The organism is Streptomyces sp. NPDC027672 (assembly GCF_055566335.1).
Map to the genome: position 1 here is coordinate 349,738 of NZ_JBVHSO010000007.1, position 22,829 is coordinate 372,566.

13 protein-coding genes and 1 pseudogene are annotated in these 22,829 nt (G+C 72.7%); 4 read left to right on the forward strand and 10 right to left on the reverse strand.

All coding sequences use genetic code 11. The features are described 5' to 3' along the window. The 6 genes from ACZ4SV_RS19600 to ACZ4SV_RS19625 all read right to left on the reverse strand — a co-directional run bounded on the left by ACZ4SV_RS19600 (position 1) and on the right by ACZ4SV_RS19625 (position 8,424). Positions 1-1,827, reverse strand: a complete 1,827-nt coding sequence (locus ACZ4SV_RS19600) for a branched-chain amino acid ABC transporter permease (RefSeq protein WP_468005754.1) — start codon at positions 1,825-1,827, stop codon at positions 1-3. 5 nt (positions 1,828-1,832) lie between these two features. Beyond that, positions 1,833-2,762, reverse strand: coding sequence for a branched-chain amino acid ABC transporter permease (locus tag ACZ4SV_RS19605; protein WP_365883344.1), 930 nt, complete (start codon positions 2,760-2,762; stop codon positions 1,833-1,835). A 111-nt stretch (positions 2,763-2,873) separates the two neighbouring features. Then, positions 2,874-4,109, reverse strand: coding sequence for a branched-chain amino acid ABC transporter substrate-binding protein (locus ACZ4SV_RS19610; RefSeq protein ID WP_468005756.1), 1,236 nt, complete (start codon positions 4,107-4,109; stop codon positions 2,874-2,876). Between the two features lie 783 nt (positions 4,110-4,892). Next, positions 4,893-5,327, reverse strand: coding sequence for a hypothetical protein (locus ACZ4SV_RS19615; protein WP_468005758.1), 435 nt, complete (start codon positions 5,325-5,327; stop codon positions 4,893-4,895). A 245-nt stretch (positions 5,328-5,572) separates the two neighbouring features. After that, positions 5,573-6,064: a hotdog fold thioesterase gene (locus ACZ4SV_RS19620; protein ID WP_365880321.1), complete on the reverse strand. Its 492-nt coding sequence runs from the start codon at positions 6,062-6,064 to the stop codon at positions 5,573-5,575. 47 nt (positions 6,065-6,111) lie between these two features. Further along, positions 6,112-8,424: an FdhF/YdeP family oxidoreductase gene (locus ACZ4SV_RS19625; RefSeq protein ID WP_468005760.1), complete on the reverse strand. Its 2,313-nt coding sequence runs from the start codon at positions 8,422-8,424 to the stop codon at positions 6,112-6,114. A 276-nt stretch (positions 8,425-8,700) separates the two neighbouring features. Here ACZ4SV_RS19625 and polA point away from each other — a divergent pair, with 276 nt between their 5' ends. Then, positions 8,701-11,427, forward strand: a complete 2,727-nt coding sequence (gene polA, locus ACZ4SV_RS19630) for a DNA polymerase I (protein ID WP_468005762.1) — start codon at positions 8,701-8,703, stop codon at positions 11,425-11,427. A gap of 801 nt (positions 11,428-12,228) precedes the next feature. On the opposite strand, the pseudogene ACZ4SV_RS19635 reads toward polA, so the two are convergent. Further along, a pseudogene (locus ACZ4SV_RS19635) lies at positions 12,229-13,074 on the reverse strand (DUF4184 family protein); the annotation flags it as partial. Positions 13,075-13,404: 330 nt separating this feature from the next. Between ACZ4SV_RS19635 and ACZ4SV_RS19640 the strand changes: the two are divergent. Next, positions 13,405-15,210: a lytic transglycosylase domain-containing protein gene (locus ACZ4SV_RS19640; protein ID WP_468005764.1), complete on the forward strand. Its 1,806-nt coding sequence runs from the start codon at positions 13,405-13,407 to the stop codon at positions 15,208-15,210. 76 nt (positions 15,211-15,286) lie between these two features. Here the strand turns inward: ACZ4SV_RS19640 and hrpB are convergent, their stop codons facing one another. Both hrpB and ACZ4SV_RS19650 read right to left on the reverse strand, forming a co-directional pair. After that, a complete protein-coding gene (gene hrpB / locus ACZ4SV_RS19645) occupies positions 15,287-17,824 on the reverse strand; it encodes an ATP-dependent helicase HrpB (protein ID WP_468005766.1) in 2,538 nt (845 codons plus the stop codon). 100 nt (positions 17,825-17,924) lie between these two features. Continuing rightward, a complete protein-coding gene (locus ACZ4SV_RS19650) occupies positions 17,925-18,809 on the reverse strand; it encodes a class I SAM-dependent methyltransferase (RefSeq protein ID WP_468005768.1) in 885 nt (294 codons plus the stop codon). A gap of 323 nt (positions 18,810-19,132) precedes the next feature. Here ACZ4SV_RS19650 and rpsA point away from each other — a divergent pair, with 323 nt between their 5' ends. After that, the gene (rpsA, locus tag ACZ4SV_RS19655) at positions 19,133-20,629 is read left to right on the forward strand and encodes a 30S ribosomal protein S1 (protein ID WP_365877075.1); all 1,497 of its coding nucleotides are present in this window, start codon (positions 19,133-19,135) and stop codon (positions 20,627-20,629) included. 108 nt (positions 20,630-20,737) lie between these two features. On the opposite strand, the gene ACZ4SV_RS19660 is transcribed toward rpsA, so the two are convergent. After that, the gene (locus tag ACZ4SV_RS19660; RefSeq protein ID WP_468005770.1) at positions 20,738-21,694 is read right to left on the reverse strand and encodes a right-handed parallel beta-helix repeat-containing protein; all 957 of its coding nucleotides are present in this window, start codon (positions 21,692-21,694) and stop codon (positions 20,738-20,740) included. A gap of 189 nt (positions 21,695-21,883) precedes the next feature. Here ACZ4SV_RS19660 and ACZ4SV_RS19665 point away from each other — a divergent pair, with 189 nt between their 5' ends. Then, the gene (locus ACZ4SV_RS19665) at positions 21,884-22,822 is read left to right on the forward strand and encodes a PAC2 family protein (protein ID WP_365877071.1); all 939 of its coding nucleotides are present in this window, start codon (positions 21,884-21,886) and stop codon (positions 22,820-22,822) included. Positions 22,823-22,829: the final 7 nt, after the last annotated feature.

The following is a 22,829-nucleotide window of genomic DNA, read 5'->3' on the forward strand; positions in this document are numbered from 1 at the left end:
TCAGGCCCCCGCCTTCGTCAGGAGGGTGGGCGCCGGTGCCTCTTCGTGGAATTCGAGCTGGCGGCGGCGGTTGGGGATGAGGCCCTCGGGGCGGAACCGCATCAGCAGGACGAGTGCGAGGCCGAAGGCGAAGAGCTGGTAGTTGCCGAGGAACTGGAGTTTGTTCGGGATGAGGAAGAGCAGGGCGGCGCCGATGAGGGGGCCGCTGATGGTGCCCATGCCGCCGAGGACGACCGCGGCGAGCAGGAAGGCGGAGTTGGGCGGGATGGGTCCGGCGAACAGGTACTGCTCGGGGGTCACGGTGTAGGTGACGTGGGCCTGGACGGTGCCGGCGAGGCCGGCGAGGGAGGCGCCGACGGCGAAGGCGATGAGCTTGACCCGGAAGCCGTTGATGCCCATGGCGAGTGCGGCGGTCTCGTCCTCGCGGATGGCGACCCAGGCGCGTCCGATGCGGGAGTTGCCGCTGCGGCGGAAGACCAGCACCACGACCGCGGTGATGATCAGCATGAGGAAGAAGTAGTTGGCGAACCGGCCGATGGTGAAGCCGCCCATGGCGTGCGGGGCGCCGAAGTCGAAGCCGAGGACGTCGAGGTTGGGGATCGAGGAGATGCCGTTGGAGCCGTTGGTGAGGTCGGGTCCGGAGGTGCCGTCGAGGTTGTTGGCGGTGATGCGGAAGATCTCGCCGAAGCCGAGGGTGACGATGGCGAGGTAGTCGCCGCGCAGCCGGAGGGTGGGGGCGCCGATGAGGACGCCGAAGACCAGGGAGGCGGCGGCGCCGACGAGGACGGCGGCCCAGAACGGGAAGTGCACGTGGAACGGTGAGCTGGGGGAGCCGGAGACCAGGGCCGCGGCGTAGGCGCCGACGCCGAGGAAGGCGACGTAGCCGAGGTCGAGGAGGCCGGCGAGGCCGACGACGATGTTCAGGCCGAGGGCGACGGTGGCGAAGATGAGGATGTAGACGCCGAGGGTGGCGTACTGGTCGTTGGTCTGGGTGAAGGGGAACAGGGCGGCGGCGGCGAAGGCGCCGCAGGTGGTGATGCCGGTGTGGCGGGAGGCGATCTGTGAGACGTGGGCGATGAGGCCGGCTTTGGTGAGGGCGGCGAATCCGAGTCCGGCGGTGAGCAGGAAGCCGATGAACAGTTCGTCGTACTCGGTGCCGATGCCGTAGGTGAAGACGGCGAGGCCGAGCGCGAGCATGGCGACGATGACCAGGATCTCGGCGTACGGCGGGAGGGCGGGCGCGGGCCGGGGCGGGCCGGCGGCGAAGACGGCCTTGGTGGTGGTCCACTTGTGGGCGAGGCCGTGCCTGGTCTTCTCCCAGCCGGTGTCGTCGGGGTCGGCCGGGTCGGGCGCGGGCCGCTGGAAGGGCAGGGCGAGCGCGCCGGCGAAGGCGGCGAGGCTGGCTACGGCGACGAGGATGCCGCCGGGTTCCAGGTTGACGACGCCGCCGAGGTCGGTGCTGATCGCGAGGACCGTGTACCAGCTGGTGGCGAAGGTGGCCAGGGTGGCGAACCGCAGGGCCGCGTCGGGTCCGGCGGGTGCGAGTGCGCCGAGGCCGGGGACGCCGTAGGAGGCGAGTGCGTACACGGTGGCGAGGAGCGCGCCGATGAGGACGAGGACCTGGAGGCCGCCGGGGTAGCCGTAGACGGTGAGGTCGCCGGGGAACGCGGAGGTCCAGGTCCAGGCGAGGAAGGTGGAGACGGCCGTCAGGAGGCTGCCGCCGAGGGCGAGGGCGCGGGCGGCCTTCTCGGGCAGGGGCAGCAGGCCGGAGGGGGTGCCGGCCGTGCGGGCGGCGGGGGTTTCGGGTGCGGTGGTCTGTGTGGTCATCGGTCTCACGCCCTGTCCGCGACACGTTCGCCGAGCAGGCCCTGCGGCCTGAACAGCAGTACGAGGATGAGGAGTACGAAGGCCCAGACGTCGGCCCAGGACTGGCTGCCGAACTTGTCCATGCCGGGGATGTCGGCGATGTAGGCGGTGGCCAGGGTCTCGGCGACGCCGAGGACCACGCCGCCGATCATGGCGCCGTAGATGTTGCCGATGCCGCCGAGGACGGCCGCGGTGAACGCCTTCAGGCCGAGGATGAAGCCCATGCGGAAGTTGATCTCGCCGTACTTCAGGCCGTAGGCGACGGCTCCGACGGCGGCGAACGCGGCGCCGAGCGCGAAGGCGATCACGATGATGCGGTCGGTGTTGACGCCCATCAGTTTGGCGGTGTCGGGGTCCTGGGCGGTGGCCTGCATGCCGCGGCCGGTGCGGGTCTTCATGACGAAGTAGGCGAGGATCGCCATGCTGATGGGGGCGGCGGCGACGAGGAAGATGTCCCCGGTCTGGATGGTGACGCTGCCGATCTCGAAGGGGCCGCCGGCGATCTGCGGGAAGGTGCGCGCGGACTTCGCCTCCGGGTACCAGGCCCAGACCGCCTGCTGGAGGGCCAGGGAGAGGCCGATGGCGGTGATGAGGGGGGCGAGGCGTGGGGCGGTGCGGAGGGGCCGGTAGGCGAATCGTTCCGCCCCTACGGCGATGGCGACCGCGACGACGACCGCGCCGACGATCATCAGCGGCAGCGCGATCCACATGGTGGTGCCGCCGGGGAGCCAGAGCCAGACGGTGAGCGCGCCGAAGGCTCCGGTCATGAATATCTCGCCGTGGGCGAAGTTGATGAGCTGGACGATGCCGTAGACCATGGTGTAGCCGATGGCGACGAGCCCGTACATGGATCCTAGGAGCAGGCCGTTGACCAGCTGCTGCGGCAGTTCGTTCACCGCATGTCCTCCGAGCGTTCGGAAAGTGCGAGGGATGGGGCCGGATGCGAGTCCGCGCGGGGCGCCAGTGGAACAGCGCCCCGCGCGGCCCTCGGGTGGTACGGGCGCCGGTCAGCCGGCGTAGGTACCGGACTTGACGGGCACCCAGGCACCGTTCTTCACGGCGTACACGGTCAGCTGCTTGTTGGTGGCGTCGCCGAACTCGTCGAAGGAGACCTTGCCGGTCACGCCGTCGAAGGACACGTTCTGCATGGCCTCGGTGACCTTGGCGCGGGCGTCGGAGGGCAGCTTGCCGCCGTTCGCGTCGACGACCTTCTTCACGGCCTCGATGACGGCCCAGGCGGAGTCGTAGGAGTAGCCGCCGTAGGCGGAGTACCCCTCCTTGTAGCCGGCCGCCTTGTAGTCGGAGACGAACGTCTTGGCGGAGGGCAGGTCCTCGACCGGGGCGCCGACGGAGGTGGCGAGGTCGCCGGTGCTCTCGGCGCCCGCCAGCTTCATGTACGTGTCGTCCTTGACGCCGTCGCCGCCGACCAGCGGTATCTTGGCGCCGGCGGCCTTGATCTGCTTGCTCAGCGGGCCGGCCTGCGGGTACTCGCCGCCGTAGTAGACGATCTCGGCGCCCGAGTTCTTCACCTTGGTGGCGACCGCGGAGAAGTCCTTGGCGTCGGGGTTGATGTGCTCGGTGCCGACGACCTTGCCGCCCAGCTTCTTGAACTCGTCGGTGAAGGTGGCCGCGAGCCCGGAGCCGTAGGTCTTCTTGTCGTCGATGACGAAGACCTTCTTCTTCTTGGCGGTGTTGTACACGTACTGGGCGGCGAACGGGCCCTGGATGGCGTCCGTGGTCGCGGTGCGGAAGTACGCCTTGTAGGGGCGGACCTTCTTGTGCTGCCAGTCCGCGCCCTGGGAGAGGGACGGGCCGGTGTTGGCGGGGGAGACCTGGGCCAGTTTGGCGTCGTCGAAGACCTTCTGCATCGACTCGGCGACCGAGGAGTTCAGCGGGCCGACGACTCCGAGGACCTCCTGCTCGGAGACGAACTTGGTGGCGTTCTGCTGGCCGGCGGAGGGCTGCGCCTGGTCGTCGAGGGCTTCGACCTTGAAGGTGACGCCCTTGACGAAGTTCTGCTTGTTGGCGTTCTTGGCGGCGAGGTCCGCCGAGTTCTTGATGCCGAGGCCCATGGCGGACAGGTCGCCGGTCAGGGGCGAGTCGACGCCGATGACGACGGTGGTGCCGCCGTCGCCCGCGCCGGTGCCCTCCTTGTCGCCGCTGTCGCGCGAACCGCAGGCGGTGAGGGTGAGTGCTCCCGCCGCCAGCGCGGCGGTGATGGCGATAAGCGAACGTTGACGCACGATCAGTCCTTTCCCCAGGCACAACCGCCTCCCCATGGAAGCGGCCGAGTCGCGCGCCGCGCTGAATTGACAATCCGAAGGCGCGGTGACTGGCCGTGACTCTAAGCGTGTGTGGGGAACGTGGAGGAGAGTCTGACCCAGGCTGTGACGCTCTTGTTATGACACGACGTAATGCACAGCGGTACACCGTGGTCGAGAAGGCGGAATTCAGGGGGATTCGCGCCGTCCGCATGCTGAGAACCCGCAGGACTGAGCATGATCATCCCAGGTGTGTCGGCTGTTTTGCTGATTACTCGAATCCGTTGCCGCGGGCGTCTTCCCGTCCTCGGGACGGCCTTCCGTGTGTGTCCGCAGGGGATGAAGGTCTGTGCATATATTGCGCGCGTATTACGCTGAGTTACGCGCAGGAAAGGGAATCCGGCATTCCTGTGGGCCTTTCGGCATTTCGTCGTGTGCGGCGTTATGGTGATCCTGCGGGCGGAGCCCGCGGGGGTACGGAACGGAGCGGTAAGTTCCGTCCGCACGGGCCGACTTGCGTACGGCCGCGCCCCACGCGTCACGCCGGCCGGCGGCCGGGAGGTCACGCTCGGTAGGACGACGAAGCCGGGGCCGTACGGCGGGTGGCGGGGCGGAGCGGGCGATGCGGGCGGGCGACGACGGGTCCCTTCCGGCGGTCCCGCGGCGGCGGGCCGGTGCCGGCGGGCTGGTGCCGGCGGTCCCGCGGCGGCGGACTGGTGCCGGCGGACTGGTGTCGGCGGTCCCGTGCCGGCGGGTCGGTGCCGCTCAGGTCCAGGGGGTGTCGTCCGGCCGCCCGTGGCGGTAGCGCGCGGCGCACTCGGCGCGGATCTGCCGGGCCATCAACTCGGTTACGTCACCGGCCGCTTGGCGCTTTCCGGCGGCCCGCCCGGCGTCCACGGCATCCCTCAGGATGTCGTACTGCCCGTGGGACAGGCCCATCGACTGGTAGTCGCCGTAGGTCTCGCCGTCGAGCACCTCGCGGGCCCAGTAGGTGACGAGCCGGGTGCAGAGAGCGGCGTCGGAGACCGGCGGTGCGGAGGCGGATCGGGCGGGGTGCGGGGTGGTGGCCGAGTGCGTGCGGTGCGCGGGGTGCGGGGAGGCGCCCGGGTCCGCGCAGCCCGCCACGAAGAGCAGTGCCGGCAGCACCGACGCCGGCACCAGGAACCTCGCTCCCGGCCGGGGGCCTCCTCGCCGTCCCATGGGCCGAAGCTATGGGGGGACGGGGCAGGAGGCAACGCTTCCGGCGGCACGGGCGGGGCGACGGTCCGGCGGCACCTGGGCTCGGTGGGCGGCGGCAGGCGCAGGCGGAACAGGCGGGGTGAGCAGGCAGGGGACGGGAACGGCGACGGCTCGGTCGACACGAACGGCTCGGTCGACGGGAACGGCTTGGGCGGCGGGCGTGGCGGGGGCGGCCGGGGTGGTGGTCCGGCCGCCGTCCGCGCCGGTCAGCTCGCGGCGGGCCGCACGAGCGCGCCTTCGCCCGGGCGGGCGTCCCGCAGCAGGCAGGTGAGCCGGGCGGAGCAGACCCGGCGGCCCTCCTCGTCGCTGATCACGATCTCGTACGTCGCCGTCGACCGGCCCCGGTGCACCGGCGTGGCCACCCCGGTCACCAGGCCCGAGCGGACCCCGCGGTGGTGCGTGCAGTTCAGGTCCACACCGACCGCGATCTTCGAGGTGCCGCCGTGCAGCATGGAGCCGACCGAGCCCAGGGTCTCCGCCAGCACCGCGGAGGCGCCGCCGTGCAGCAGGCCGTACGGCTGGGTGTTGCCCTCCACCGGCATGGTCCCGACGACCTTGTCCGCCGACGCCTCAAGGATCTGCACGCCCATGCGCATGCCCAGGTGTCCGGCCGAGAACAGGGCGGGCAGGTCCACGCCGAGCGTCGCGTACTCGTCGATGACCTCCTGCGGGAACTTCACTCGCTGCTGCTCGCCCATGGGCCGGCTCCGTTCGTCGTCCACCAGAGTGCTCACTGAGCAAACGCTCAGTCGGCCGCCGATTGTTCCAGAGGACGCCGCGCGCCGCCGGTGTGGGCTTCCAGGCGCACCACGACGGACTTGCTGGCCGGGGTGTTGCTGGTGTCGGCGGTGGCGTCCAGTGGCACCAGGACGTTCGTCTCGGGGTAGTACGCCGCCGCGCATCCCCGGGCCGTCGGATACAGCACCACCCGGAAGCCGGGCGCCCGCCGCTCCACGCCGTCCCGCCACTCGCTCACCAGGTCGACGTACGCCCCCTCCTCGACCCCGAGCGATCGCGCGTCCTCGGGATGCACCAGCACCACCCGGCGTCCGCCCGTGATGCCCCGGTAACGGTCGTCCAGGCCGTAGATGGTGGTGTTGTACTGGTCGTGCGAGCGCAGGGTCTGGAGCAGCAGCCGGCCCTCGGGCAGCGCCGGGTACTCCACCGGCGCCGCCGTGAAGTTGGCCTTGCCCGTGGCGGTCGGGAACCGGCGTTCGTCGCGCGGGGCGTGCGGCAGCGCGAAACCGCCGGGGCGGGCCACGCGCGCGTTGAAGTCCTCGAAACCGGGGATGACGCGCGCGATGCGGTCCCGGATCGTTCCGTAGTCCCTGGCGAACTCCTCCCACGGCACGACGCTGCGCTCGCCCAGCACCCGGCGGGCCAGCCCGCAGACGATGGCCGGCTCGGACCTGAGCCGCGGGCTCGCGGGAGCGAGCCGCCCGCGGGAGGCGTGCACCATGCCCATGGAGTCCTCGACCGTCACGAACTGCTCGCCGCCGGCCTGCACATCGCGCTCGGTCCGGCCCAGCGTCGGCAGGATCAGCGCCCGCGCGCCCGTGACCACGTGCGAGCGGTTCAGCTTGGTCGACACGTGCACGGTCAGCCGGGCCCGGCGCATCGCGGCCTCGGTGACCTCGGTGTCCGGCGAGGCGGAGACGAAGTTGCCGCCCATGGCGAAGAAGACCTTCGCCTCGCCGTCGCGCAGCGCGCGGATGGCCCGGACGACGTCGAAGCCGTGCTCGCGCGGCGGCACGAACCCGAACTCCTTCTCCAGGGCGTCGAGGAAGGCCGGGGCGGGCCGCTCGAAGATGCCCATGGTCCGGTCGCCCTGCACGTTGCTGTGTCCGCGCACCGGGCACACGCCCGCGCCCGGGCGGCCGATGTTGCCGCGCAGCAGCAGGAAGTTGACCACCTCGCGGATGGTCGGCACCGAGTGCTTGTGCTGGGTCAGGCCCATCGCCCAGCAGACGATGGTCCGCCGCGAGGCGAGGACCATGCCGAGGGCCTGCTCGATCTCCGCGCGGGTCAGGCCGGTCGCGGTCAGCGTCTCGTCCCAGCCGGCGGCGCGCGCGGCCGCCGCGAACTCCTCGAAGCCGTGGGTGTGCTCGCGGACGAACTCCTCGTCGACCGCGCCCTCCGTCTGGAGGATCAGCTTGTTGAGGAGCCGGAAGAGGGCCTGGTCGCCGCCGATGCGGATCTGCAGGAACAGGTCGGTGATGGCGGCGCCCTTCACCAGGCCCTGCGGGGTCTGGGGGTTCTTGAAGCGCTCCAGGCCCGCCTCGGGCAGCGGGTTGACGCTGATGATCTTCGCGCCGTTCGCCTTGGCCCGCTCCAGCGCGGAGAGCATGCGCGGATGGTTGGTGCCCGGGTTCTGGCCCGCGACGATGATCAGATCGGCCTGGTGCAGATCCTCCAGCAGGACGCTGCCCTTGCCGATGCCGATGGTCTCGCCGAGCGCCGACCCGGACGACTCGTGGCACATGTTCGAGCAGTCCGGCAGGTTGTTCGTGCCCAGCTCGCGCGCGAAGAGCTGGTACAGGAACGCGGCCTCGTTGCTGGTGCGGCCCGAGGTGTAGAAGACGGCTTCGTCCGGGGAGCCGAGGGCGGCGATCTCCTCGGCGACGATGTCGAACGCCCGCTCCCAGGAGACCGGCTCGTAGTGCGTGCCGCCCTCGGGGAGGTACATGGGGTGGGTGAGCCGGCCCTGCTGGCCCAGCCAGTAGCCGCTGCGGCCGGAGAGGTCCGCGACGGAGTGCGCGGCGAAGAACTCGGGTGTGACCCGGCGGAGCGTGGCCTCTTCCGCCACCGCCTTGGCGCCGTTCTCGCAGAACTCCGCCGCGTGCCGGTGGTCCGGCTCGGGCCAGGCGCAGCCCGGGCAGTCGAAGCCGTCCTTCTGGTTCACCCGCAGCAGCGTCAGCGCGGTGCGCTTCACGCCCATCTGCCGCTGGGCGATGCGCAGCGTGTGCCCGATGGCCGGCAGCCCCGCCGCCGCGTGCTTCGGCTCCGCGACCCGCGGCGCGTCCTGCACCGGATCACCCTTGGGCGGCTTGGTCGCCATCGCGCCCTCCCCTTCGCCAGCGTGTGAGAACAACCGCTGCCGATCCTCCCACGGCCCACTGACAACGGAACCGGACGGTCGCGCCGGTACCGCGGACGACCGGATCGCCCGGCGTCGTCCGGCGGCCGGGTCGGCCCGGCACGGTCCGGCAGCGGCGGTCGCGCCGGGTGCCGTCCGTGCGGAACCGTCGTCACGGCAGGTGACCGCGGCACCGCTCCCGGGCCCGAGGGGGCCGTCCGGCCCGCGGTGTCGGTGCGGCGTGGCAGGATCGGGGACGTGGCAGAGACAGCACCGAAGCAGACCGACAAGACCTCCGGCGGTCCCCGTCCCCGGCTGATGCTCATGGACGGGCACTCGCTGGCCTACCGCGCGTTCTTCGCGCTGCCCGCGGAGAACTTCACCACCGCGACCGGCCAGCCGACGAACGCGATCTACGGCTTCGCGTCGATGCTGGCCAACACCCTGCGTGACGAGGCGCCCACGCACTTCGCGGTGGCCTTCGACGTCTCCCGCAAGACCTGGCGTTCCGAGCGGTTCACCGAGTACAAGGCGAACCGCTCCAAGACGCCGGACGAGTTCAAGGGCCAGGTGGAGCTGATCGGCGAGCTGCTCGACGCGATGCACGCCCCGCGCTTCGCCGTCGAGGGGTACGAGGCGGACGACATCATCGCCACCCTCGCCACCCAGGCCGAGGCCGAGGGCTTCGACGTGCTGATCGTCACCGGCGACCGCGACTCCTTCCAGCTGGTCAGCGAGCACACCACGGTGCTGTATCCGACGAAGGGCGTCTCGGAGCTGACCCGGTTCACTCCGGAGAAGGTTTTCGAGAAGTACGGCTTGACGCCCGCCCAGTACCCGGACTTCGCGGCGCTGCGCGGCGACCCGTCCGACAACCTCCCCGGCATCCCCGGCGTCGGCGAGAAGACCGCGGCGAAGTGGATCAACCAGTTCGGCTCCTTCGCCGAGCTGGTCGAGCGCGTCGACGAGGTCAAGGGCAAGGCGGGCCAGAACCTCCGCGACCACCTGGAGTCCGTCAAGCTCAACCGTGTCCTGACCGAGCTGGAGCGGCGGATCGAGCTGCCGAGGACGGTCACCGACCTGGAGCGCGCCCCGTACGACCGCAAGGCCGTGGCGATGGTCCTGGACACGCTGGAGATCCGCAACCCGTCGCTGCGCGAGCGCCTCTTCGCCGTCGACCCCGGCACGGAGGAGGCCGAGCCCGCCCCGGTCACCGCCGACGGCGTCGAGATCGACGGCAGCGTGCTGGGCACCGGCGAGCTGGCCCCCTGGCTCGCCGAGCACGGCAGTGGGACCCTGGGCGTCGCCACCGTCGGGACCTGGGCTTTGGGCGCCGGCTCGGTCGCCGAGGTCGCCCTCGCCGCGGCCGGCGGAGCGGCGGCCTGGTTCGACCCGTCCGAGCTGGACGAGGCCGACGAGAACGCGTTCGCCGCCTGGCTGGCCGACGCCGGCCGGCCCAAGGTGTTCCACGACGCCAAGGGCGCCATGCGGGTCCTCGCGGAGCACGGCTGGCGCGTCGACGGCGTCACCATGGACACCGCGCTCGCCGCCTACCTGGTCAAGCCGGGCCGCCGCTCCTTCGACCTGGACGCGCTGTCGCTGGAGTACCTGCACCGCGAGCTGACGCCCGCCGCCACCGCCGACGGCCAGCTGGCCTTCGGTGCGGACGAGGGCGCCGAGGCCGAGGCCCTGATGATCCAGGCCCGCGCGGTCCTGGACCTGGGCGAGGCGTTCACGGGCCGCCTGGAGGAGGTGGGCGCCGCCGACCTGCTGCGGGACATGGAGCTGCCCACCTCCGCGCTGCTCGCCCGCATGGAGCGGCACGGCATCGCCGCCGACCGGACGCACTTCGGGGCGATGGAGCAGATGTTCGCGGGCGCGGTGCAGCAGGCCGTGAAGGAGGCGCACGCGGCGGCCGGCCGCGAGTTCAACCTGGGCTCGCCCAAGCAGCTCCAGGAGGTCCTGTTCGGCGAGCTGGCGCTGCCGAAGACGAAGAAGACCAAGACCGGCTACACCACGGACGCCGACGCGCTGGCCTGGCTCGCCACCCAGACCGACAACGAACTGCCGGTGATCATGCTGCGCCACCGCGAGCAGGCGAAGCTGCGGGTCACCGTCGAGGGCCTGATCAAGACCATCGCGGGCGACGGCCGTATCCACACCACCTTCAACCAGACGGTGGCCGCGACCGGACGTCTGTCCTCCACGGACCCGAACCTGCAGAACATCCCCGTGCGCACCGACGAGGGCCGGGCGATCCGCCGGGGCTTCGTGGTCGGCGAGGGCTTCGAGTCCCTGATGACCGCGGACTACAGCCAGATCGAACTGCGCGTGATGGCCCACCTCTCCGAGGACGAGGGCCTGATCGAGGCGTTCACCTCCGGCGAGGACCTGCACACCACGGCCGCGTCCCGGGTGTTCGGCGTCGAGCCCGGCGCGGTGGACGCGGAGATGCGCCGCAAGATCAAGGCGATGTCGTACGGCCTGGCCTACGGCCTGTCCGCGTTCGGCCTCTCCCAGCAGCTGAACATCGAGGCGGCCGAGGCCCGGGCGCTGATGGACGCGTACTTCGAGCGCTTCGGCGGGGTGCGGGACTATCTGCGCCGGGCGGTCGACGAGGCACGGGCCACGGGCTACACGGCGACGCTCTTCGGCCGCCGCCGCTATCTGCCCGACCTCAACAGCGACAACCGCCAGCGCCGCGAGGCGGCCGAGCGCATGGCCCTCAACGCGCCCATCCAGGGCACGGCGGCCGACATCGTGAAGATCGCCATGCTGAAGGTGGACGAGGCGCTGCGGGCGGCGGACCTGAAGTCCCGCATGCTCCTCCAGGTCCACGACGAAATCGTCCTGGAGATCGCCCCCGGCGAGCGGACGGCCGCGGAGGAGATCGTCCGCCGCGAGATGTCCGGCGCCGTGCAGCTCAGGGCTCCCCTGGACGTCTCGGTGGGCGTGGGCCCGGACTGGGAATCGGCGGCGCACTAGGCGAAACCCCGTCTGGATCAGTCCGGGCCGACCTGATCCAGACGGACCTCCAGCCGACGACGAAGCGGGGGAGGGGCGCGAAGGCAGGTGGCGGGGGGAGCGCCCCCCGCCACGCCCTCCCGGCGTCAGCGCCCGGCCCACCCGCACCGATCCCAGGCGCCCCACCGCTCCCGCGCCGGATTGCGGGCCGGATCCCCGCCGAGCCCGTCACTCTCGTGGCCCCCGCCAAAACGCCCCCCACCCCCCGCAGCCGCAACACTGCGGGCATGGGTATACGCATGCTTCACCGCCGGACGCCCGAGGCAGCCGCCGCGGCCTGGGCGGCCGCCGCCCCGGCGCAGACCGTGCCCGCCGCCCCGGTTCCGGCCCTCGCGGCCGACGCAAGCACCGCCCGCATCCCGGCCGACCTGCCCACGACCGTCCGCAGCGTCGCCAGACGCCTCGGACGCGGGCTCGCCCGCCGCCCCGTCCGCCGGCCCGACTGGCGTCAGTGGCACGACCTGGCCCGCGGCTATCTCGCCCTCGCCCTCACCCTGATCCCCCGATCCCGCCCCCGCCCCAAACTCACGGTCTTCGTGGTGTCCCTCGCCGAGCGGCCGACTGCTCCCGGCCCGCATCACCGACAGCCTCCGCAGCCTCCGCAGCCTCCCCGCGAGGCCCGTGAGCCGCGCGATCCCCGCGATCCCCGCGATCCCCGCGATCCTGGCGGTCCCCGCGATCCTGGCGGTCCCCGCGATCCTGGCGGTCCCCGCGATCCTGGCGGTCCCCGCGATCCTGGCGGTCCCCGCGACGCCCGTGGTCCCCGCGAGCCCCATGAGCCCCGTCAGCCCCGCGATCCACGGGACCAGGGGCCGGACGCCAGACCCTGACCCCCACGGCGTAGACCAGCAGCCCCAGGACCATCCCGGCGCCCACCCCGAAGCACAGGGTGGGCACCAGCTCCCACAGGCCCCCGCCCGCGCCTCCCCGCTGCCGCTGGTGCGCCGTCCGCTGCACCGCCCCGGCCAGCGCGCAGCCCCCGATCACCGCGAGCGCCCACCACCGGTCCCGCACCGACAGTACCGGCAGCCCCGCCGGCACCGCGTCCGGCGCCCGCCGCAGCGCCCGCGCCACGAACGCCACGATCAGCACGGCCCCCGCCAGCGACGACCCGTACTGCGACCAGGTGAACAGCGGCATACCCGCGAGCCGGTCACGCCCCAGGGCCGGCACCAGCCGCGTACCCCACCGGTCGTGATGGGTGAACGCGTCCCACACCACATGGGTGAGCGCGCCGAGCACCGCGGAGCCGTACCACCAGCCCGCCGCCGCGCCCCGCCCGCGCGCGCGGGGCGCACCACGGCGCAGCAGCGCGGCCGGCCGTCCCCGCCGGGCCGCCGGCAGCAGCGCCAGCAACGGGTCCCGGACCAGCAGCCACAGCCCCGCCAGGGCACAGGCGAGGACCGCGTCGACGGTGGCGACCCCGGTGAACGCGTGCGTGACCGTGCCGAATTCCATGCCGCCCGGCAGGAAGCCGGCCGTGTAGTAGGGCAAGTCGGGTGCGAAGGAGCCCGTGACGAGCGCCACGGGCACCAGCCGGCCCCGGCCGCTCCCGTCCCGGCGGATCGCGGGCAGCACGGCCGCCGCATGGCTGAGTGTGAACGGCAACAGGGCCTCCAGAACGTGCGGCGGCCCCTTCTCCGGCGCCGGTGACCAGGTGCGCCCAGTATGCGGGAGGACATCTGCGGGCGCGTGTGCCGACGGCAGTCGGCCAACCGGCGGCCGGCCGGTGAAATCCGGGTGCCAACCGGTGCGTTTCCACAGCAAGTTGTCGTAGGGTCACCTGCGCCCCCTTGCGCGCGCTACGGTCGTACCCGCGTCGCACGGACGGAAAAAACGGAACAAGGGGCAACCAGAGCACCGGGTCAACCGTCAGACCAGAGCGAGGCAGTCGGAGACGCAGACGGGCGCAGGGCGTCCACGGGAGGGGTTCACTCTATGGCGGCGCATTTCGGCAGTCGGCTGCGGAAGGGAGCGGCGACCACCGCGGTGGCCGCGGCGGCGGTCGCGGCTCTCTCCGCCTCCCAGGCTCCAGGAGTGGCCGGCGAGGACGAAAGACCCGCGACGGCGGGCGCGTCGACGGCCTCCGTGGCGGACTCCGACGGCAACGCCACCGGCAACTCGCCCTACTACACGGACCTTCCGCCGCTGCACAGCCCCCAGCCCAGCCCCTCGTCCGCCGTCGGCACGTCCGTCTCGCGGAGCGGCGGCGAGGCCGGCATCCCGGCGACGGTCCTGGACGCCTACCAGAAGGCCGCGGCCGAGCTGCGCACCGCCAAGCCCGGCTGCAACCTGCCCTGGCAACTGCTCGCCGCCATCGGCAACGTCGAGTCGGGCCAGGCCCGCGGCGGCCAGGTCGACGCCGGCGGTACGACGCTGCGCCCCATCCTGGGCCCGCAGCTCGACGGCAACGGCTTCGCGCTCATCCCGGACACCGACGGCGGCGCCTACGACGGCAACAGCGCCTACGACCAGGCCGTCGGACCGATGCAGTTCATCCCGTCCACCTGGGCCTGGGCCGGCCGCGACGGCAACGGGGACGGCAAGAAGGACCCCAACAACGTCTACGACGCCGCGCTCGCCGCGGGCCACTACCTGTGCCGCAACGACTGGGACCTGGCCCACGAGCCCGACCTGCACAGCGCGATCCTCAGCTACAACAACTCGCAGGACTACCTCGACCTGGTCCTGAACTGGATGGAGTACTACCGCAAGGGCACCCACTCCGTCCCCGACGGCTCCGGTGGCGTGCCCGGGCACCGCAGCGACGAGAACGGCGGCCCCACCGCCTCCCCGCTGCCCACGCACCCGCCGACGACCGGACCGGCCCCCACGCCGCACCCGCCGCACAAGCCGCACCAGCCTTCCGACGGCAAGGACGGCGGCGACCACGGCGGCAAGGAGACACCCAAGCCGCCGCAGCCGCCCGTCCCGCCGACCAGCCCGCCGACCCAGACCGACCTGGTGGACCACCTGGAGGACGCGGGCACGAAGCCGCTCGCCGCGAGGGCCGGCGACGCCTTCACCGAGCGGATCGGCACCCGCGCCGAGACCAAGGCCGGCAAGTCCGTCGCCAAGATCAGGGTCCGGTTCACCATCACCGGCGATACGGACGCCACCTTCGCCGGCGGCGAGACCGTGGCCACGGTCGCCACGAACGCCCAGGGCCTCGCGCTCACCCCGGCGCTCCAGGCCGGCGAGAAGACGGGCGACTTCAAGGTCACCGCGACGGTCGTGGGCCGCACGGTCAAGGGCGTCGACTACACCGCGACCGTCACCGCGCGCGCCGCCGACACCCTGACCCGCACCACCGACACCCCGCTGACCTGCGTCCCGGGCGGCGAGTTCGCCGAACAGGTGCAGGCGAAGGCGACGTACAAGGGCGCCGTCGCCGACCGGGTCGCGGCCACCGCCACCCTGGTCAGGTCCGCCCTGGACGCCCGGCCGAACGACAAGGGCCCCTACTTCAAGGACGCCGCCGGCAAGCCCGTGCGCACCCTCACCGGCCTCCAGACGGACGCCAAGGGCCTGCTCACGCTGCCCAAGCTGTACGCCGACGACACCACCGGCACCTTCCTGCTCCGCATCACCACCACGGGCGGCGCGACGCTCACGGTGCCGCTGACGGTGGCGGACACCGGCGACTCCACCGGGCTCCCCCTCCCGCTGCCGCAGACGCCCACCGCGTCCGCGGGGACGCCCGCCCCGGACCCGTCCGCACCGGACCCGTCCGCCTCCTCCTGAGGCCGCGCGCGACACCAGGGCGCCCTTCCCGCTCACCCGGGAAGGGCGCCCTCCCGCGTCCCGGCACCCGCCCGCGTCAGCGCCTGAGCCGCGCGTTGGTGTGCCGGGTGGGCTCGGCCGTCGCCGGGTCCTCCGGCCACGGATGCTTCGGGTACCGGCCGCGCAGTTCCGCCCGCACGGCCCGGTAGCCGTCCCGCCAGAAGGAGGCCAGATCCGCCGTGACGGCGGCCGGCCGCCCGGCGGGCGAGAGCAGATGCACCAGCAGCGGCACGCCCGCCACGGCCGGCGTCTCCCGCAGCCCGAACATCTCCTGGAGTTTGACGGCGAGCACCGGCCGCCCGGGATCCCGGTAGTCGATCCGGACCGCGGACCCGCTCGGCACGGTGATCCGCTCGGGCGCCAGCTCCGCCAGCCGGGCCGCCTCCCCGCCCGCCCACGGCAGCAGCCGCCCGAGGGCCTGCCCGGCGTCGGTCCGGGCCAGATCGGCCCGCCGCCGCGCCCTGCCCAGCTCCGGTTCCAGCCACTCGTCCACGCGCGCGAGCAGCGCGTCGTCGGACACGTCCGGCCAGGGCTCCCCGAGGTGCTCCCGCAGGAACGCCAGCCGCTGCCGCAGCACCTCGGCCTCCCGCGACCAGCGCAGCAGCCCGAGTCCCTCCTGCCGGAGCCCGTCCAGGAGAGCGGCGCGTACGAGGGCCGGGTCCGCGTCCGGCAGCGGCCGCACGGCCAGCTCGACCGCCCCCAGCCGCTCCACACGCCGGGCCACGACGTCCCCGTCGGCCCAGCGCACTTCGTCCCGCTCCGACAGCAGCGCGCCGGCGGCGGCGACCGCCACCTCCTCGGACACGGCGGCCCCGAGCCGCACGCGCGCGTGCCCCGTCCCGGCGGGCCGGTCGGCTACGGCGACGACGATCCAGGGCGCCCCGCGCAGCCCGGACCCCTCGGCGAGCCCGGCCCGGGTCCCGGACGCCATGAGGTACGACCCGCCGTCCAGCCGGGCGACCCGCTCGGGAAACGCGAGCGCGGCGACACGCCCGACGAGCCGGTCGTCACCGGCCGGCCCGGCGTCTTCGGCACCCGGCCCGGCCGGCCCGTCCGTCCGGCGGTCACGGGCGGGCGGACCGGCGGCGTCGGCCGACCCGGCCCGCAGCCGCCGCACCTCCGCCGCCCACCGCGCCGCGTAGCCGTCACCGCCGCGCCGGGCCCGCCGCAGAGCCGCCGCGAGGTCGTCGCCGTACTCCCGCGGCACCTCCTCGGAGAGCAGCGCGACGACCGGGGCCCCGTCCCCGCCCGTGTCCAGCAGCGCCCGCCCCAGCCGCGGGTGCAGCCCCAGCCGGGCCAGCCGCGCACCGGTCCGCGTGGCACGTCCGGCGTCGTCCACCGCGCCCACCGCGGTCAGCGCGGAGCGCGCCGCCGCCATCGCCCCGGCCGGCGGCGGATCCAGCAGCGCCAGCCCGGAGGCGTCCGGATCGCCCCAGCAGGCCGTCTGGAGGGCGAACGCGGTCAGGTCGGCCACCTTGATCTCCGGCGCCGGGAAAGCCGGCAGCCGGCCGTCCTCGGCCTCGGCCCAGCACCGGTACACCGTGCCCGGCGCCTCCCGCCCGGCCCGTCCCGCCCGCTGCCGGCCGGCCGCCCGCGACGCCCGTACGGTGGTCAGCCCGCTCAGCCCGCGCGCGTGGTCCACCCGCGGCTCCCGCGCCAGCCCGGAGTCCACCACCACCCGCACCCCGGGCACCGTCAGCGACGACTCCGCCACGGACGTCGCCAGCACCACCCGGCGCCCCCGGCCGGCCGTCAGCACCGCCTCCTGCACCGCGGCCGGCGCCCGCCCGTGCACCTGGAGCACCTCGATGCCGTCCGGTTCCCCCAGCAGGCCCGCCACCCGCGCGATCTCACCCACGCCGGGCAGGAAACACAGCACGTCCCCGTCCCGCTCGGCCAGCGCCCGCCGCACCACCGACGCCACATGGGCCGTCAGCGCCGGATCCACCCGCATCCCGTGCGGCGGCCGTACCGGACGGACCGGCGGCGCCCACACCACCTCCACCGGATGCGCCACACCCGCCGCCTCGACCACCGGCGCCCCGCCGAGCAGCCGCGCCCACCCCTCGGCGTCCGTGGTCGCCGAGGCGGCCACCAGCCGCAGCTCCGGCCGCAGCGTCTGCCGGACGTCCCACAGGAACGCGGCCGCCGTGTCGGCGTCCAGGTGCCGCTCGTGGCACTCGTCCAGCACGACCACGTCCACCCCGGCCAGTTCCTGGTCCCGCTGGAGCCGCTGGAGCAGGACACCGGTCGTCACCACCTCCACGCGCGTGTGCCGGCCCACGGCCCGCTCGCCGCGCACCGTGAAACCGACGCTCCCGCCCGGCCGCTCGCCCAGCAGCCACGCCATCCGCCGGGCCGCCGCGCGCACCGCGATCCGCCGCGGCTCGGCCACCACGACCCGCCGCGCGGGACCGCCCCCGACCAGCCCCGCCAGCACGAGCGGCACGAGCGTCGTCTTGCCGGTGCCGGGCGGCGCCACGAGGACGGCGGCCCCCTCGTGCTCCAGCGCGTCGGTCAGGGCGGGCAGGGCGGAGCGCACGGGCAGCGCGTCCAGGGCGTCGTCACGGATCACGCCCCCAGTGTCGTACGACGCGAAAACGTCCCCCACGCGCGCGTGCGCCTCGGAGGAGCGTCCACGCGCGCGTGGAGCGCCGCCGAGGGGCCCGGCCGGCTCAGTCCCGCTCGCACACGAAGATCGCCGTGCCCGGGATCAGGTTCCCGCGCAGCGGTGACCAGCCGCCCCACTCCGTGGTGTTCCATCCCGGCCACTCCGGCTCCACCAGGTCCACCAGGCGGAAACCGGACGCCACGACGTCCCGCACCCGGTCGCCCAGCGTCCGGTGGTGCTCGACGTACACCGCGCGGCCCTGCTCGTCCTGCTCCACGTAGGGCGTGCGGTCGAAATAGGACGCGGACACCGACAGGCCCTCGGGACCCGGCTCGTCCGGGAACGCCCAGCGGATCGGATGCGTCACCGAGAACACGAACCGCCCGCCCGGCCGCAGCACCCGGCGCACCTCGCGCAGCACCAGCCGCGGGTCGGCCACGAACGGCAGCGCCCCGTACGCGGAGCACGCCAGGTCGAAGGCGCCGTCCGCGAAGGGCAGCGCGCCGGCGTCGGCGCAGACCAGCGGGAAGGCCCCGCCGATCCGCAGGGCGTGCTGGAGCTGGCGGTGCGAGAGGTCCAGGGCCACCGGCCGCGCCCCCTGGGCGGCCAGCCAGCGCGCGCACTGGGCCGCGCCCGCGCCGATCTCCAGGACCTCCCTGCCCTTCAGCTCCCCGGGCTGGCCCAGCAGCCCGGCCTCCGCCTCGTCCAGGCCCTCCGGACCCCAGACGAAGCGGTCGTCGCCGAGGAACGCGCCGTGTTCGGTCTGGTACTCGTCGGCGTTGCGGTCCCACCAGCTCCGGCTGGCCCGCGTGCTCTCCGTGACGTCCGCGTCACGCCGGGTCGCCTCCGCCTCGGACTCCCCGGACGGCTGCGGATCGTACGTTTCCGGCTCTTGGATGATCGGCTCCCTCGTCGTACTCTTCCGTCCAACCCGCCGAGGGGCCCGCACAGAGGGGATCCCCACGGGCTCGCGCGGGCTGCCGGACCCTTTCTTCCGCCGGAAACACGGCGATCCGCCCCAGGTGGGCGCCTTCGCGCATTGACCCTGTCCGGCTGCCCCCGTATGCTACAAGTTGCGCTGCGGGCCTGCGCTCCTCAGACGTAGCAGGCTGCGCTCGCATCTGTTGTATGTCCCCTCGGTTGTCGAGGCGCCACCGGGCATCCGGTGCTCAAGTGGCGCTTCCTTGGCTGTCCGGCTTCTGCAGAGCGAAACGGGCTCCCGGCGTAAGCAGTACCTACGACTTCAATGTCCGTACCGGAGCCCTTTCCCACATGACGAGCAGCACCGAGACCACCGCCACCACCCCGCAGGTAGCGGTCAACGACATCGGTAACGAGGAAGCCTTCCTCGCGGCGATCGACGAGACGATCAAGTACTTCAACGACGGCGACATCGTCGACGGCGTCATCGTGAAGGTCGACCGGGACGAGGTCCTGCTCGACATCGGTTACAAGACCGAAGGTGTCATCCCGAGCCGCGAGCTCTCGATCAAGCACGACGTCGACCCGAACGAGGTCGTGGCGGTCGGCGACGAGATCGAGGCCCTTGTTCTCCAGAAGGAGGACAAGGAAGGCCGCCTGATCCTCTCGAAGAAGCGCGCCCAGTACGAGCGTGCCTGGGGCACGATCGAGAAGATCAAGGAAGAGGACGGCATCGTCACCGGTACCGTCATCGAGGTCGTCAAGGGTGGTCTCATCCTCGACATCGGCCTCCGTGGCTTCCTGCCGGCCTCCCTCGTGGAGATGCGCCGCGTCCGCGACCTCCAGCCCTACGTGGGCAAGGAGCTCGAGGCCAAGATCATCGAGCTGGACAAGAACCGCAACAACGTGGTCCTGTCCCGCCGTGCCTGGCTGGAGCAGACCCAGTCCGAGGTCCGCCAGACGTTCCTCACGACCCTCCAGAAGGGTCAGGTCCGTTCCGGCGTCGTCTCCTCGATCGTCAACTTCGGTGCCTTCGTGGACCTGGGTGGCGTCGACGGTCTGGTCCACGTCTCCGAGCTGTCCTGGAAGCACATCGACCACCCCTCCGAGGTCGTCGAGGTCGGCCAGGAGGTCACGGTCGAGGTCCTCGACGTCGACATGGACCGCGAGCGCGTCTCCCTGTCGCTGAAGGCGACCCAGGAAGACCCGTGGCAGCAGTTCGCCCGCACCCACCAGATCGGCCAGGTCGTGCCCGGCAAGGTCACGAAGCTGGTTCCGTTCGGTGCGTTCGTCCGCGTGGACGAGGGCATCGAGGGTCTGGTCCACATCTCCGAGCTGGCCGAGCGCCACGTGGAGATCCCGGAGCAGGTCGTCCAGGTCAACGACGAGATCTTCGTCAAGGTCATCGACATCGACCTCGAGCGTCGCCGCATCAGCCTCTCGCTGAAGCAGGCCAACGAGGCCTTCGGTGCCGACCCGTCGGTGGTCGAGTTCGACCCGACCCTGTACGGCATGGCCGCGTCCTACGACGACCAGGGCAACTACATCTACCCCGAGGGCTTCGACCCCGAGACCAACGACTGGCTCGAGGGCTACGAGAAGCAGCGCGAGGAGTGGGAGCGCCAGTACGCCGAGGCGCAGCAGCGCTTCGAGCAGCACCAGCAGCAGGTCATCAAGTCCCGCGAGGCCGACGCCGCTGCCGCGGCCGAGGGCGGCGAGGCTGCGGCTCCGGCCGCCTCCGGCGGTGGCGGTTCGTACTCCTCCGAGGGTGCGGACACCTCCGGTGCGCTGGCCTCGGACGAGGCGCTGGCGGCGCTGCGCGAGAAGCTGGCCGGCGGCCAGAGCTGAACGCAGCCGCTGAGGCTTAGCCGATAGCAGGCCGAGGGGCCGCACCTTCCCGGGTGCGGCCCCTCGGGCGTGTCCGGACGTCCCGCGGCAGGCGCGGTCCCGCGCCCCTCAGGACGTCACCGGGATGTTGGTCAGGCCCTTGCCGCCCGTCACCGTGTTCGTGCCGTAGACCGTCGTCCGGCAGTTCGCGCCGGCGTTGGTGACGTCGATCGCCAGCCGGGTGGAGCCGGTCGCGCCCGTCAGGTCCGACCTGTTGCCCTTGAAGACCGTGCCGCAGCCCCAGCCGGGCTGCTGGGTGTGGGTCTGGTAGCCGTCGTTGCCGGTACGGGTGCCGGTGTTGTCCTGGACGAGGACGTCGTTGCCCTTCACGTCCACCCAGGAGTCGTCGTAGTTCGCGCCGGTCAGACCACTGCCGTCGAAGGTGTTGCCGATGATCTGCGCGCCGGTCGTGCCCTCCTTGACGTCGACGTTCTCGCCGCCCACGTCCGGGCCGATCGTGTTGTCCAGGATCCGGATGCGGTCGCTGTGGTCGGACAGCGTGTTCGCGGTGCCCACGTACACGCCCTCGCCCATGCCCCGGCCGTCGTTCCCGGTGTCGTAGATCCTGGAGTTCCTGAGCACGCCGTCCGTGCTGGAGTCGCGGAAGTGCACGCCCTCCATGTCCAGGCCGTGCACCGTGACCCCGTCCACGACGACACCCTGCGCCGCGTCGATCATGATGCCCTTCTGGCCGCCGGTCACGGTCAGGCCGCTGACCGTCCAGTACGAGGCGCCGTTCAGATGCAGCCCGTAGCCGCCGCCCGCGGTGAGCACCGCCCCGGGTGAGCCGGTCAGGGTGATGCGGGCCGCCGCCGTGGCCGGCACGGTCGCCTTGAAGTTGCCCGAGTAGGTGCCGTCCGCCAGGTGGATGGTGTCACCGGGCCGGGCGGCGCCGAGCGCGGTCTTCAGCTGGGCGGCGGTCGTGACCTCGACGGTGGCGGCGGAGGCCGGACCGCCGGCCAGGAGCAGACCGCCGGCGGCGAGGCTCGTGGCGAGCAGGGAGGTGAGGGGCGTGCGCAGACCCATGAGTGCTCTCCTGTCGTACCGGTACGTGAACGGGCAACGCCGACGTGAACGCGGATGGCCGTGAAGGTACGGACCAGGTGACGAGGCGTCAAGGTGTCCCGCAGGAGATCGCGGACCGGCGGCGTGTCGCGGGAATGTCCCTGTTCCGGGGCGCGTTGTCGAGGTGGAACACGAGGAGGAGCGGTCACAGTGCTTGATCCGCAGGGTTTGTACGCATGGGAGCCGAAGGGCCTCGCCGTGGTGGACATGGCGCTCGCCCAGGAATCGGCCGGCCTTGTCATGCTCTACCACTTCGACGGATACATCGACGCGGGCGAGACCGGCGACCAGATCGTCGACCGGCTGCTCGACTCACTGCCTCACCAGCTCGTGGCGCGATTCGACCACGACCGGCTCGTGGACTACCGGGCCCGCCGCCCCCTGCTGACCTTCCAGCGGGACCGCTGGACGGACTACGAGACGCCGGCCATCGAGGTGCACCTCGTCCAGGACACCACCGGCGCCCCGTTCCTGCTGCTGTCCGGCCCCGAGCCGGACGTCGAGTGGGAGCGGTTCGCGGCCGCGGTGCGGCAGATCGTGGAACGGCTCGGCGTGCGCCTGTCCGTGAACTTCCACGGCATCCCCATGGGCGTCCCGCACACCCGCCCGGTGGGCCTGACCCCGCACGGCAACCGCACCGACCTCGTTCCCGGCCACCGCAGCCCCTTCGAGGAGGCCCAGGTGCCCGGCAGCGCCGAGGCCCTCGTCGAGTACCGCCTCATGGAGGCCGGACACGACGTCCTCGGCGTCGCGGCGCACGTCCCGCACTACATCGCCCGTTCGCCGTACCCGGACGCCGCCCTGACCGTCCTGGAGGCCGTCACGGCCGCCACCGGCCTGGTGCTGCCCGGCGTCGCCCACGCGCTGCGCACGGACGCGCACCGCACGCAGACCGAGATCGACCGGCAGATCCGCGAGGGCGACGAGGAGCTGACCGCACTCGTCCAGGGCCTCGAGCACCAGTACGACGCCGCCGCCGGCGCCGAGACCCGGGGCAACATGCTGGCCGAGCCGGTGGAGATCCCGTCCGCCGACGAGATCGGGCAGGAGTTCGAGCGGTTCCTCGCGGAACGGGAGGGCGAGGGCTGACGCGCCC

What these genes read in the sequence shown, in the direction of transcription:
- ACZ4SV_RS19600 (WP_468005754.1), bottom strand. Translation starts at nt 1,827, where the DNA reads ATGACCACACAGACCACCGCACCCGAAACCCCCGCCGCCCGCACGGCC.
- ACZ4SV_RS19615 (WP_468005758.1), bottom strand. Translation starts at nt 5,327, where the DNA reads ATGGGACGGCGAGGAGGCCCCCGGCCGGGAGCGAGGTTCCTGGTGCCG.
- ACZ4SV_RS19620 (WP_365880321.1), bottom strand. Translation starts at nt 6,064, where the DNA reads ATGGGCGAGCAGCAGCGAGTGAAGTTCCCGCAGGAGGTCATCGACGAG.
- ACZ4SV_RS19625 (WP_468005760.1), bottom strand. Translation starts at nt 8,424, where the DNA reads ATGGCGACCAAGCCGCCCAAGGGTGATCCGGTGCAGGACGCGCCGCGG.
- ACZ4SV_RS19640 (WP_468005764.1), top strand. Translation starts at nt 13,405, where the DNA reads ATGGCGGCGCATTTCGGCAGTCGGCTGCGGAAGGGAGCGGCGACCACC.
- rpsA (WP_365877075.1), top strand. Translation starts at nt 19,133, where the DNA reads ATGACGAGCAGCACCGAGACCACCGCCACCACCCCGCAGGTAGCGGTC.
- ACZ4SV_RS19660 (WP_468005770.1), bottom strand. Translation starts at nt 21,694, where the DNA reads ATGGGTCTGCGCACGCCCCTCACCTCCCTGCTCGCCACGAGCCTCGCC.